11 protein-coding genes are annotated in these 13,612 nt (G+C 53.6%); 7 read left to right on the top strand and 4 right to left on the bottom strand.

Annotated features, from left to right (window positions below; genetic code table 11):
- Window positions 1–38: 38 nt before the first annotated feature.
- The 4 genes from groES (at window position 39) to LPB67_RS02870 (ending at window position 6,715) form a co-directional block, all read left to right on the top strand.
- A complete protein-coding gene (gene groES, locus LPB67_RS02885; RefSeq protein WP_262835559.1) occupies window positions 39–329 on the top strand; it encodes a co-chaperone GroES in 291 nt (96 codons plus the stop codon).
- A 45-nt stretch (window positions 330–374) separates the two neighbouring features.
- Window positions 375–2,024, top strand: coding sequence for a chaperonin GroEL (groL, locus tag LPB67_RS02880; protein ID WP_262835558.1), 1,650 nt, complete (start codon window positions 375–377; stop codon window positions 2,022–2,024).
- Between the two features lie 347 nt (window positions 2,025–2,371).
- The gene (locus LPB67_RS02875) at window positions 2,372–4,651 is read left to right on the top strand and encodes a carotenoid biosynthesis protein (RefSeq protein WP_262835557.1); all 2,280 of its coding nucleotides are present in this window, start codon (window positions 2,372–2,374) and stop codon (window positions 4,649–4,651) included.
- A gap of 324 nt (window positions 4,652–4,975) precedes the next feature.
- Window positions 4,976–6,715: a diguanylate cyclase gene (locus tag LPB67_RS02870; protein ID WP_262835556.1), complete on the top strand. Its 1,740-nt coding sequence runs from the start codon at window positions 4,976–4,978 to the stop codon at window positions 6,713–6,715.
- Between the two features lie 89 nt (window positions 6,716–6,804).
- Here the strand turns inward: LPB67_RS02870 and LPB67_RS02865 are convergent, their stop codons facing one another.
- Window positions 6,805–7,467, bottom strand: coding sequence for a tRNA-uridine aminocarboxypropyltransferase (locus LPB67_RS02865; RefSeq protein ID WP_262835555.1), 663 nt, complete (start codon window positions 7,465–7,467; stop codon window positions 6,805–6,807).
- A gap of 50 nt (window positions 7,468–7,517) precedes the next feature.
- Entirely contained in the window at window positions 7,518–8,420 is a 903-nt protein-coding gene (locus LPB67_RS02860; protein ID WP_262835554.1) for a TIGR01777 family oxidoreductase, read from the bottom strand.
- A 54-nt stretch (window positions 8,421–8,474) separates the two neighbouring features.
- Between LPB67_RS02860 and LPB67_RS02855 the strand changes: the two genes are divergently transcribed.
- Window positions 8,475–9,284 carry an NUDIX domain-containing protein gene (locus LPB67_RS02855; protein WP_262835553.1) on the top strand — a complete coding sequence of 270 codons (810 nt, stop codon included), beginning with the start codon at window positions 8,475–8,477 and terminating at the stop codon, window positions 9,282–9,284.
- A 1-nt stretch (window position 9,285) separates the two neighbouring features.
- On the opposite strand, the gene ampC is transcribed toward LPB67_RS02855, so the two are convergent.
- Complete coding sequence (ampC, locus tag LPB67_RS02850; RefSeq protein WP_410482710.1) at window positions 9,286–10,437, bottom strand: class C beta-lactamase; 1,152 nt, start codon at window positions 10,435–10,437, stop codon at window positions 9,286–9,288.
- On the opposite strand from ampC, the gene LPB67_RS02845 reads away from it, so the two are divergent.
- Window positions 10,349–10,567, top strand: coding sequence for a hypothetical protein (locus tag LPB67_RS02845; RefSeq protein WP_262835551.1), 219 nt, complete (start codon window positions 10,349–10,351; stop codon window positions 10,565–10,567). The two genes, ampC and LPB67_RS02845, sit on opposite strands and share 89 nt — an antisense overlap.
- Window positions 10,568–10,638: 71 nt before the next feature.
- On the opposite strand, the gene LPB67_RS02840 is transcribed toward LPB67_RS02845, so the two are convergent.
- Entirely contained in the window at window positions 10,639–12,423 is a 1,785-nt protein-coding gene (locus tag LPB67_RS02840) for a cell envelope integrity protein TolA (protein ID WP_262835550.1), read from the bottom strand.
- A 223-nt stretch (window positions 12,424–12,646) separates the two neighbouring features.
- Between LPB67_RS02840 and LPB67_RS02835 the strand changes: the two genes are divergently transcribed.
- The gene (locus LPB67_RS02835; protein ID WP_262835549.1) at window positions 12,647–13,597 is read left to right on the top strand and encodes a proline racemase family protein; all 951 of its coding nucleotides are present in this window, start codon (window positions 12,647–12,649) and stop codon (window positions 13,595–13,597) included.
- Window positions 13,598–13,612: the final 15 nt, after the last annotated feature.

The raw sequence follows: 13,612 nt of genomic DNA, 5'->3' as shown, positions 1-13,612 counted from the left end.
AAACCATTGCTATTCATAGCTAATCAAAAGGAGTTTGTATGAACCTTCGTCCCCTGCATGATCGCATTATCGTCAAGCGTCTGGATCAAGAAACAAAAACTGCATCCGGCATCGTATTACCTGACGCAGCTGCTGAAAAACCAGATCAAGGTGAAGTACTGGCGGTTGGTAACGGCAAAGTACTGGAAAACGGCTCTGTACGCGCTTTAGAAGTCAAAGTGGGCGACCGCGTCCTGTTTGGCAAATATTCTGGTCAAGCAGTCAAAGTTGACGGTAACGAAGTTCTGGTGATGCGCGAAGAAGACGTCTTCGCGATCGTACAGAAGTAATCCCTACCCGCATCACAATCCCATTCAAGATTCTGGAGATTTAACATGGCAGCTAAACAAGTAATTTTCGGCGATGACGCACGCGCTAAAATCGTTAACGGTGTTAACGTATTGGCCAATGCAGTTAAAGTAACTTTAGGCCCTAAAGGTCGCAATGTAGTTTTGGAACGCTCCTACGGCGCGCCTACAGTGACTAAAGACGGTGTCTCAGTCGCTAAAGAAATTGAACTCAAAGATAAACTCGAAAACATGGGCGCTCAGCTCGTGAAAGAAGTCGCTTCCCGCACTTCTGACAACGCTGGCGACGGTACAACTACGGCAACCGTATTGGCACAAGCGATCGTTCGCGAAGGCTTCAAATATGTTGCCGCCGGTTTCAATCCAACCGATCTGAAACGCGGTATCGACAAAGCAGTGGTAGCGCTGGTTGCTGAAGTTAAAAACCTGGCACGTCCTACTACGACTAACAAAGAAATCGCTCAAGTTGGTTCTATCTCTGCAAACTCTGACCAAAACATTGGCGATATCATCGCTAAAGCCATGGACAAAGTCGGCAAAGAAGGTGTGATCACTGTTGAAGATGGCAAGTCACTGGATAACGAATTGGATATCGTAGAAGGTATGCAATTTGACCGTGGCTACCTGTCACCGTACTTCATCAACAACCCGGAAAAACAAGCCGTGATTTTGGAAAACCCGTTTGTCTTGCTGTACGACAAAAAAGTGTCCAACATCCGTGACCTGCTGCCGGTATTGGAACAAGTCGCTAAGTCTGGCCGTCCATTGCTGATCATCGCTGAAGATGTCGATGGCGAAGCACTGGCAACTCTGGTGGTCAACAACATCCGCGGCATCTTGAAAACTGCGGCTGTTAAAGCCCCAGGTTTTGGTGATCGTCGTAAAGCCATGCTGGAAGACATCGCGATTTTGACTGGCGGCCAAGTGATTGCTGAAGAAGTCGGCCTGACTTTGGAAAAAGCAACATTGGATCAATTAGGTCAAGCTAAGCGTATCGAAATCAGCAAAGAAAACACCATCATCATCGACGGTGCAGGTCCAGCTGTTGGTATCGAAGGCCGCGTAAAACAAATCCGCGCGCAAATCGAAGAAGCGACATCTGACTACGATAAAGAAAAATTGCAAGAACGCGTTGCCAAGTTGGCTGGCGGTGTTGCAGTGATCAAAGTCGGTGCAGCAACTGAAGTTGAAATGAAAGAAAAGAAAGCCCGCGTTGAAGATGCATTGCACGCGACTCGTGCAGCGGTTGAAGAAGGCGTTGTACCTGGCGGCGGCGTTGCATTGCTGCGCGCACGTGCTGCTGCCGGCGTGATCAAAGGCGACAATCCTGATCAAGATGCAGGTATCAAACTCGTCTTGAAAGCCATCGAAGCTCCATTGCGCGAAATCGTTGCCAATGCTGGCGGCGAACCAAGCGTCGTCATCAATGCCGTTGTCAACGGCACTGGCAACTACGGCTTCAATGCTGCCAACGACACTTATGGCGACATGATAGAAATGGGTATTCTCGATCCAGCTAAAGTAACGCGTTCAGCATTGCAAAATGCAGCATCGGTTGCTGGCCTGATCCTGACAACCGATGCATTGGTTGCAGAGTTGCCAGAAGACAAACCAGCCGGCGGCATGGGCGGTGGTCACGATATGGGCGGCATGGGTGGTATGGGCGGCATGATGTAATTCCGCGAGGATTACATGCTGTTCAGCGTTGCAATATAGCGCTGCTAAAAAGCCTCACAATTTTTTGTGAGGCTTTTTTATTGGTATCGTTGCTGTCCTGCGGCCACTTCTTCAGCGCTATTCAGTACGATTCAGCACAATTCAGCACGATCAACGCGGCGCAATTTTACGTCCGCCCATACCCGATACGCCTGTCGGATTGTTCACACATTGCCGTATTCATAGAGTAAGATTCTCAACGCAAATATGTCTCTTTTCAAGAGCACATACATAACCGGTCTGAATGCGGCGGAGCCAGTGACACCCGCACATCAACCTCTACTCAACGCTCACGTTCAAACGCAATTATGAAATCTCCTCTGACGCGCTGGTCTATTCTCGGTTACCTCCTCTTCTCCGCATTTTTAATCGTGATGGCCTGGCGTACGCATAGCGAGACCACGATGGCGATTGTGGCGAGTTCCGTATTGATGTTCGCCATGTGCTGGGTCAATGCGAGCCATTTACTGGGCGCAAAAACCGCGCTGAAATTTATGCTGATTGCGGTCAGCTTCGGCTGGTTTGCCGAACAGATGGGGTCATCGCATGGCTGGTTTTTTGGCAGCTATGTATATACCGATGTGCTCGGATGGCGACTCGTCGATGTACCTATGGTGATTCCTTTGATGTGGTTTGCGTTGACTTACTCCTGCTACGTGATCAGCAATCTGATCGTGTGGCGCACTCCGATCGACACCAGATCGAGCTACACCAATATCCTGTTTATGTCGTTTCTCGCCGCGATGCTGGTCACCGCTTTCGATCTCGGTGCGGATCCGTACATGGTGTACCAACTCAAAGCCTGGATCATGACGAAAACCGATGGCTGGTGGTTCGGCGAGACCATACAAGGTTTTTTTGGCTGGGTCTTTGTCTCACTGATGATCTTATTGAGCTTCCGGCTGTCTACGCAGGATCTTCAAATGCAAGTCGGGAATACCTATAGCAAACGCGATGCCTTGTTGCCGATGGGGCTGTATGCAAGTGCGATGGTATTCCAGTTGCTGGTCGGTTATCCGGTCGAAATCCGCAGCATGACGGTGTTCGTCATGGGCATCCCTTTGTTATGCGCCTGGGCGGCCTGGAGGCAGTGGAATATTCATGAAGTAAGTGTCGCGCCCATCAGTAAAATCACCGATGCACAACTCGATCAATCTCAATACCAGGCCGATCCTTTAGCCGATACAACGATAGCCGATATTGTCGGTCCCTGGGCAACACCGTCTGCCAACGCGACGACGCAAATCACCGCTCACGCGATGCAGTGGCGCAAAATCGGTATCGTGAATCGGCAATTTGAACAATGGCAAACCAATGCCAGCATCCAGCACTGGATGCCTGTCGATAGCAGTACGCCGCCTGAGATTACCGCTGCTTTACAAACTTACCTGACGACAGGAAAAACCCTGCCAGCCTGGGCCGATCTCGCCAAAATTCATCGGGCCGAGACCCTGTTTATTGATTACGGCATGCTGTCGTGCACCCTGCTGTTTTGCTCCAGCCTGCCCGAGTGTTATGTGATCCCCGATTTATCCGCGGTGTTGCATGTCGCCGGTCAATTGGAAAAACATACGGAATACAGAATACGCTCGACCGCGGCGATGATTTTCCCAGTCATGATGAAGGGTGGGTTGACCAACCCCGACGGCAGCGGCATTGCGCAAATTCTCAAAGTGCGGCTGATCCACGCGACGATCCGTAATTTGATCTTGCGCGGCAAACCTGAGGATCTTGTCTTCGCTTTAGGTGACGAGCAAAACGACAAAGATGCCGGCATCATTCCACCGCTGGCCGCGAACGCTCTGCCCGAAACCTCGAACGATATGTACCAGGCCTTGTTCGCACACGGCTGGCGCTTAGGTGAAGATGGCTTGCCATGCAATCAGGAAGAGCTCGCGTATACCCTGCTGACTTTCGGTTATGTATTCCTGCGTAGTCTGCGTCGCCTCGGTCTTGGTTTGTCGCAGGAGGATGAAATCGCCTACCTGCATACCTGGAATGTGGTTGGCCATATCCTGGGCATACAACGTGAATTGATGGCAGAGACTATGGAACAAGCGGAAGCCATGTTCGCGCAAATGCAAGCCCGTGGTCGCGCCGACCCCAGTGCGCCGGATCCGCGTCCCGGTCTGGGAATCGCCTTGATGAATACCATGGAAGCCGTGCTTCCTTTCCGCCTGATCAAACCTTTCCCGGTTCTGATGACACGTTATCTGTGCGGCTCTGCCACGGCACAAGACCTGGGCATCGATAGCCGCGTCGGCTTATTGTCCAAGCTGGTCTTCAGCACGCTGATGTTTCTCACCGCAGCGATTGATGGCACGGTGCGTCTGGTATTGCCGGAATTTTCTATCTCGCGCTTTATCACCCGCCTGTTCGGCACTCAGTTCATCAGCGATATCCTGATGGATCAGACACGCCCGCTGAAATTACCCGAGCATCTTTTAGCCAACGTGAATGCCATGATGTCCGGCTGGACATCGGATCCGAAAGCACCGGACTGGATGAACTCGCTTGAAACCAAAATTACGCATGCCATAGAAAAAAATTCTGCGCCAAATGAAGATTTTTCAGGTGTACAGAATTAATTCAGGCAACTACCGGTTTACAAATGATGGGCAAGCGATTGGAATAGTTAAATTGTATTAATTTATCGGCAAGTTTTGAAAAATACGCATAACTTCGTTCAAAATGACGCTTGACAGCAAAACCGCAGCGCCACGATACTATTCCTTTCGCTTCGTATCTCCGGATATGAAGACGATTCAATCGCTTCCATCATTACAGGTTTAGCATCCCCCATCTTGCAACTCATGAGAAGCCGACAACATCAAGGCACTCGTTCTTGGACAAATTTCGTCAGACACATTGCTGGCCGATATTTCCTACCTGGCTACTTCATCGTTTTTTTAATGAGCTGGATGACCGGCATCCAGGCGTTTGCCACAGAAATGGCAATGCCAGTTGCAGCAGGCGCGACACAAGCCGCATTGCAGCTGCGCGATGCGAATCCCGCAGTTGATGCCTGGTCAGCGGTCAGCATCATGCCCGATCCTGCTGGCAAGCTCAGCGTGGATGAGGTGATTGCCGATCAATCGCAATTCGTCCGGCCAAAAACTGCCGCAGATACCTTAGGCTTGCGCAGAGATGTCGTGTGGCTGCGCATTCCTCTGGCCGTTTCTTCAGCCAGCGACGGTCTTTGGGTACTCGATATCGATTATGCCGTCTTAAACAAAATCGACGTTTACCTGACGCAAAATAAGCAGCAAATACAACATAGCTTGCTCGGTAATATGCAAGCGTATTCCAAACGCCCGATCACCAGCCGCTCTCATGCGCTTGGACTCAAGCTCAAGCCGGATAGCGATTACACCTTATATCTGCGGGTCGAGACAGTCGGCGCCATGATTGTCCCCATCAGTTTAAGCAAACCCTCCAACTTTCATGCGCGCGCCCTGAATGAGCAGATGCTGCAAGGCATGATGACCGGCCTGGCTCTCTGCTTACTGATCTACAGTCTGGCGCAATGGCTGAGCCTGGGCGAATACCTGTTCCTTAAATATGCCGTGCTGTTGACTGGCAGCCTGATGTTTTCCTTATTGCAGTTTGGCGTGGGGGCGCAATACGTCTGGACGGAGAACGTCTGGATGGAATTGCATGCCGGCGGCCTGTCCGCACTGATCGCAGCATGCGGCTCGTTTCTCTTCATAGAACAGGCGCTGGCAGGGCGGGATCGCCATCGCTACTTTGGCATCATGATGAAGGGCGGTGCCTGCCTGACGATGGTATTTGCAGCACTGTATTCGTTCGACATGATCGATATCCATATTGTGACCGCCATCATCAGCACCCTGGGCATGACGCCGGTGCTGATGGGAATGCCGGGCGCTATTGCCAGAGCACGGCGCGGCGATACCGTCGGCGGATATTTCCTGAGCGCCTGGGTGGTCTATTTTGTCACCACCGCGATCCTGATCGGCGTCATTAAGGGCGGCATTCCTGCCAATTTCTGGACTTTACATTCATTCCAGTTCGGCGCTACCTTTGACATGCTGGTGTTCATGCGGGTCCTCGGGCTGCGCACCAAGGCATTGCATACCGCAGCGCAAGACGCTACCCGTGAACGCGATACCCTGCACTCGATGGCGCATACCGATCCTTTGACTGGCCTGCCGAATCGACGCGGCCTCAATACCAGCTTGAATACCATGCTGCCGAAGGCGTCTGCCGATAATATTCTGGCCGTGTACATGCTCGATCTCGACGGTTTCAAACAAGTAAACGACCAGTACGGTCATGACATCGGCGACGAATTACTGATCGCCGTGGCGCAGCGCTTGCAGGCTAATCTACGCAGTGCCGATCTGGTCTCGCGCCTGGGTGGCGATGAATTTGTCGTGATGTCGATGGGCGTGAATAACGTGCAGCAAGCGCATGAACTTGGTCATAAATTGCTCGATGCATTCAGCATGCCATTCAAATTGCGCGAACAAATTTGCAGCGTTGGCCTGACCATCGGCTATGCACTTGCTCCGCACGACGGGCACGACACCATCAGTCTGCTCAAGCGCGCCGACGCCGCCATGTACTCAGGTAAACAAAGCGGTAAACACTGCCTGCGCCGCGGTGAAGCGTCCGAAACTTTAGCCTGATCCGGCGAACTGGCTCTTGATATCGAATCCGCTGATTCCATGCGCCTTGCAGCACGAAAACGGCCTGCCAAGCGCATCAGTATTGACGTTCAGATTTTACGATGGGCCGCCTGTATCGCTTCCTGTTGTGCGATAAAGCGATCGAACGCGCTCAACAGCGCTTGATATTTTTCCCCGGAGTTTTCGTGCATCCTGTCTAGCTGCATCAATGCATAGCAAGTCGCTTCCAGGGTCGATAGCTGATCTGGCTTATGCGCCTTACGAATCCGGTAATGCGACGCACCGATGTCACGCAAGCTCACGCGCGGCAGACCTTGCAGCAAGCGATTTAGATACAACATCTTGCGACTTTTACGCCAGGTACCGTCGAGCACGATCAATCGTAACGAGCCAGGACGATCGGCTGCGACGCACTCCAGCGGCGGCGCTGACAGCAATCCCAGCAAGGCGTCTTGCGGCGTGTCCGGATAGAGCAAAATACTGCGCCTGCCATCGGCATGCAAACATGCTTCCAGCCATGTTTCATCGAATACTTCGCCGACATGCATCTGACTGCCCGGTAAACTCAAATGCAACAGCCGCGCACTTCCTTTGGCATGCTGTACTTCCAGCGGATGCTGCAACACCACTACCTCAATCTCGCTGGCAATCGGCGTCACCCATGGGCAAATGCAAACCGTCTGAGGTCGTAAACATTGTTCGCAGATATGGCGCTTGGCGGGCCTTGGCAAGTCGATGTCGGGATTTTGCATAGCTAACTGAGGTGCGCCAGATTGTTTTAAATTTTCTGCGGTTTTGGGATTCACTGCTTTTTCAGCAAGGCCCGCAAAGCCGGTTCCAAGGTGGGGTAGCTAAAAACAAAACCGTAACTTTGCAAGGCCTGCGGCGTCACCCTCTGCCCACCCAATAATAAAATCGCCATGTCGCCCATCGCTATTTTCAACAAGGCGGCGGGAGCAACCAGCCAGGCCGGTCTGCGCACTACCCTCGCCAGGGTTTGCGTGAACTCGGCATTTCTTACGGCGACCGGTGCCGTCATATTCAGCGCCCCCTGCACCTGAGTTTGCTCTAATAAAAACAGCAGTGCCGCGACATAATCATCGATATGTATCCAGCTCATCCACTGCTGTCCGTCGCCGAGACGCGCCCCCAGGCCGAGTTTAAAAGGCAGTAATAATTTGTGCAGCATACCGCCAGCGGCATCCAGTACGAGGCCGGTGCGCAAGAGCACGGTACGGATGCCGAGCGCATTGGCCTTGAGCGCTTGTTGCTCCCATTGCAGACATAACCGGGCGGCAAAATCGTGCCCCGCCGTCGCGGCCTCATCAATCCACTGGTCACCCGTATCGCCATACCAGCCAATCGCTGAACCACTCAAAAATACCTCCGGCTTGCTTGTTGCCGCCGCCATGCAAGCGACCAGATCGCGCGTCAAGCCGACCCGGCTATCGAGCAGGATTTGCTGTCGTCTGGCAGTCCAGCGTGCATCGACGATAGGCTCGCCGGCCAGATTAATCACCGCATCAAAACTTTTATCCGGCGTCCATTCCTGCAAAGATGCCAGAGGCTGCACTCTAGCACCGCACATACCTCGAACCATTGCAGGCCGTCGGCTCAGGACGCTTATTTCATGCCCTTTTGCGAGCAATGCCGCACACAGGTGCCGCCCGATCAAACCCGTACCACCCGTGATTAAAATTCGCATTTTGTTCGCCTGTTAAAATTGTTCCTTATCTTGCCACAACCGGATTTGTTTAGCATGCATCCCGACCCAGCCGCATTGCAATCGCTGCGATCACAACTCCAGGTCTATTTTGGTGCTACGCTGGAATTGATTGATTTTCTGGCGACGCCGCCGAAGGTACGGATCAAAGGGCGAGCCACTTTGTCGGCCGCACAAATAGCGGCCAGCCAACATCATGCACGACAACTGGCAGCAACAGGCAAACCAGACGATACGCATCTGATGGTGACTTCAGCAGCGCTCAATAGCAGTTGCTTAGAGGTCGAAGCAATCCAGTTTTCCGAAATTTGCAGCTTGCGATCGGAAGGCCGCAAGCCGGCGATCCTGAGCGCCAATGCGCTGCTGGTGTGCGAACAAACGCAAGAACTGATTTTGCTGCGGCGTTCCGGCACGGTGGCTACTCATCCGCATCACTGGCATGTGACTGGCGGCGCGATGCATCCACAACTCGATCGCTATCAAGGTGAATTGGATCTTCTGAAGACCATGCAAAGAGAAGTGCAGGAAGAAACGCAATTACGGATCGATTTAAGCGATCGCCCTTTGCTGTCATTGGTCAAAGAAAACACCACCGGCTTCATCCAATGCGCGGCGATTGGCGTCAATGTGAATCGTCAGTCACTCGAAGGAATGCAAAGCAACTGGGAAGGGCAAGCCGTGCGCATCGCATTCAAGGATCTGGCTGCATGCCTGCAAACGCCATTGTGGGTACCAAGCGGCAAAGCCCACGTACTCTGCTGGCTGGCATTACGGGCAATCAAGCAACGGCAAGGCGATGGGCCATTCGATGCGGGTCAAGTGTTAGGGCAGATTTTGCAGCGCTAATCTATTTGGCTATTGGCCCGAGTTGCTCCAGGATCGCATGGGCTGCCTTGATGCGGGCGGGGATCGGATAGTTCCTGTTGGCCAGCATCACGATACCGATCTTCTTGTCCGGCACGAATGCCACATAGGCGCCGAATCCGCCGGTGGAGCCGGTTTTATTGAACAGGGCCGGTCCGGGCGGCGTCGTTGCCCGCGTGATCCGCTTGGCGGGATTGGATTCCCAGATCATGGTTTCGGAGTTGCCAGCCAGCAGGCGCTCCAGGCTGGCCGGGTAGGGATATTGCTCCCATCCCAGCCCTTGCACCATTTCCCCGACCTTGCCGACCTCGAAGTAGCCTACATGGGTGCCATCGACCGCGCGCCGCATTGACTCATCCAGCCGGCCCGGCGCGATGTTCGCCTGCACGAAGCGGATCATGTCGGCAGCCGACGACCTGACCCCATAGGCTTGCGCGGCGAAGACGCCGGGGTTCATCCGTATCGCCTGGTTCGCCTGGTTGTATCCCCAGGCATAATTGGGCATCGCACTTTTTGGCACACGGATATAGCTGTGGTGCAAGCCGAGCTGGGGGAAAACCCGGGTTTCCATGGCGTCGGCAAAATCAGCCTTCAGGGCGAGCGCGGTGATATGCCCGAACAGGCCGATACTGGGATTGGAATATTCACGTTGGGCGCCGGGCGCGGCGTCCGGTTTCCATTGCCTGAAATAGCCAGTCATCCCCTTATCCGAGACCTCGTCGGGAAATTGCAGCGGCAGTCCGCCCGCGGTATAGGTGCCGAGATTGAGCAGGCTGGCCTGGTCGATCGCACTCCCCTTCAGTTGTGGCATATATTTACCGGGATGGTCGTCCAGCGACAGCTTGCCGAGCACCTGTGCATAAGAGCCCAGCGTTGCCGTGAAAGTCTTGCTAATGGAGCCGAGCTCGAACAGTGTCGCCTCGCTGACCGGCGTATTTTTTTCCCGCGAAGCGACTCCGTAGTTGAAGAAAAAAGCTTGGCCATCGACAGTCACGGCGACCGCCATGCCGGGCACGTCGTACTCTGCCATGAGAGGGTGAATCGCCGTGTCGACGATGGCGCGCATCTTCGCGGTATCGTCGGCAGCCCAACTGGTGAGGGGGAGGCAACAAGAACAAATGAGGGCGATTGCGATGCGGCGGTTGAGTTTTGGTCTGATGCTCAAAGTGATTTTTCCTTTTTTTGATCTGGATCAAGGTTCCTGCGGCGCGATAATGCGGCAATGGCTCGTCTACGATATAAACACTGTCAGCATGGGGAACTAAACCAGATCTGACACCGTCGGTAAGGCCAAGTCTGAGCCGGCATAGCTAATTGGTGACACTGGTCAATGAGCTCAACGTATCTCTTCAAGAATCCTTAAGGTATCGTCAAAATTCCAGACGCGCCGGATTTCTATGACGTCGTATTTCAAGGCAATATTGGCTGGGAACGCCGCATAGCGTGCGTTGACCCTGACGATACGACGCACCGCCTCATCCAGATCGGCACGGCCACTGGAGCGGTTGATGATGATGTCTTCGACGCTGCCATCGCTACGAATGATCACCGTCACAACCGGATCGCCGCGCGCCTTGTCTTTAGCTACTTGCGAATAATTCAGGTTGCCGTTGCGTTCAATTTTTTGGCGCCAGCTTTCGACATACATCCGTACCGGAAACTCTTTATCCTCGCTCCCCAGGAAACTGCGGCGACGGGATTTGCTCATGTCTTCGGTTGACCGGGGCACGGGTGGATTACCGCGCAACAAATCCAGTCCGCGCGCCTGATCTAATGCGCGGTTTGCCAGATCGCTGCTGAGCAGATTCTTCGGCAATACGATGCCTTTAGCGGCGTCCTTGTCATTGCCGGTACCTACCAGGCTATCGCCACTACGCTCACCGGCCCGGTCGCTGCTAGCGCTTCCCAACGGTGCCAGCGTTCTTGGTTCAAACTTCGCCTGTCCGGTGGAGGTTTGCGCTGGCTGGGCAGCTTGCGCCAAACGCTCACGCTCTTTTTGCGCCTGCACCTCGGCAAGCTGGCGCGCCTGCTGCTCCGCCTTTTGTCTGGCCGCAAGTTCTTCCGCTTGTTTCTCCAATTTTTGACGAGCCACGGCAATCGCCTGTTGCTGCGCGATCTCTTCCGCTTGTTTGCGTAGCTGCAATTCCAGCGCTTGTTTTTGCTTGCTTTCTTCTTCCTGGCGACGTGCCAGATCCAGACGCAAGCTTTCTTGCTGCTGCCGTTTTAGTTCTTCCGCCTGCTGCTTTTGCAAAGCCAGCGCGGCCTGCTCCGCCAGTTTTTCATTTTGCTTGCGCGTCAATTCTTCTGCTAATTGCCGGTTATCTTCTTCGAGTTTTTTTGTCGCGAGTTTTTGTTGCTGCTGTTGCGCTGGCACTTCAGCCAGCTGACGCATTTCTTCTTTCAGCTTTTTTTGCCGGGCAAGATCTTGTCGAATGAGCTCTGCTGGTTTTTTCTCATCCGCCAATTTGGCCAGACTGGCCGCCTCTGCCGCCTGTTGCAAAGCAGGATCGGGAGCTTCAGGTAAATCGGCGAGCTTGACTGGCTCGGGTAGTGGCTCGACTTTTGGTTTTACCTCCGGCTTAGCGGTGCTTTTTCTTTCCGGCTCTTCCGGGCTAGGTAAAGGCACGACAAAACTATCGTCCCTCATCTGATCCTGGGCAATAATGCGCGGCGGATTGTCAGGCAACTCTTCCGGCACCGCTTGCGTGGTGCCTGGACCTGGTGCCGGTGGCGTCGGCAATTGTGCTATTTTTTTAATTGCCGTTTTATTTTTGACAGTCACTGGCTTCAACGGTGCAGCAAGCGGTTGGGGAACCGCAGGCGCGACCAGTTGTATGGCGCCGACGGGTGCTGGCGTCGGTACCGTATTGGTCGGCGTCGCTGCAGGCATTGCCAATGGCGGAGCTGGCAAATCGGGCACGCTCGCCGATGCGGCTGGAGGTAAGGCATTTGCAATTTGTATGCTCAAGGGCGGCGTCGGTGCGCGGCGTTTTTCCCATGGCATTTCTATTCCCGGCAAACCCAATCCCGGGATGCCGAACTGCAAAGACAGTACAAAAGCGTGGATCAATAGCGATACCGTCACGCCGATCAACAGACGTTTTTTTACTAAATCAGGCATTGATGATTCGCGTTGGCGTGGTCCGAAATTCATGCAAAGTGATGGTATTTTTCGTAATTCAACATGCATTATCGCATGGCAAATTTTATGCGCGCTATCCGATCGCCAATCTGCAGGCATGTGCCTATTTTAAAGCCCATGATGCTTCGGCTATGCCGTTTCCATATGAAAAACTGCCGTAATCCGTCAAGACAAATCAAATTCAGTTGAGTATCCTTGTCGTATGAAAAAAATATTGATTATCGATTCCCATACCGGCGGCGAACCTACCCGTCTGATTGTCGACGGCGGCCCCGATCTCGGCGATGGTCCATTGACAGAACGGCTGGCGCGCTTTAAGGCGGAATTCGATCACTATCGCTCTGCGACAGTGTGCGAACCGCGAGGCTCCGATGTCATCGTCGGCGCGCTGGCCTGTGCGCCGCACGATAGCTCATGTGCAGTCGGCGTGATTTTTTTTAATAACGTCGGCTATCTCGGTATGTGCGGTCACGGCATGATAGGTTTTGTCGTGAGTCTTGCCTACCAAAACAAGATCGGTATCGGTCCGCATCGCATCGAAACCCCGGTCGGAATTGTGTCAGTCGAATTGCATGCCGATCATAGCGTGACTGTGCATAATGTGCCGGCGCGCCGTTACCGGCATGCGGTGACGCTGGAGGTCGACGGTATCGGTCGGGTGGTCGGGGATATTGCCTGGGGCGGCAACTGGTTCTTTTTAATTGCCGGGCACGGATTGCAACTCGATCCATCCAATATCGATACCCTCAGCGATTATTGCTGGCGCGTACGGCAGGCGCTTGAAGCACAAGGCATCGCGGGTGAACATGCTGCGCTAATTGATCACATCGAGTTATTTGCGCCGCCCGCTTCATCGCAAAACCACAGCAGGAATTTTGTCCTGTGCCCTGGCAAAGCCTATGACCGTTCACCCTGCGGGACCGGCACCAGTGCAAAATTAGCTTGCCTGGCAGCCGATGGCAAATTGGCGGAAGGCGACATCTGGCGCCAGGAAAGCATCATCGGCAGCGTGTTTGAAGCCTCGTATAAGCGCACAGGCAGCACGCTTCAGGCCGATGAAATCCGACCCAGCATACGCGGTCGCGCTTATGTGAATGCCGAGGCGACCTTACTCCTGGATGAAGCTGACCCGTTCGTCTGGGGAATCCGCTAAAACCTGCGGAGCGCG

Origin of the sequence: Undibacterium sp. Jales W-56, assembly GCF_025548535.1 — a bacterium.
GTDB lineage: Bacteria > Pseudomonadota > Gammaproteobacteria > Burkholderiales > Burkholderiaceae_D > Undibacterium.
The sequence above is the reverse complement of the archived record's forward strand: the minus strand, read 5'-3'. Positions and strand labels throughout refer to the sequence as shown.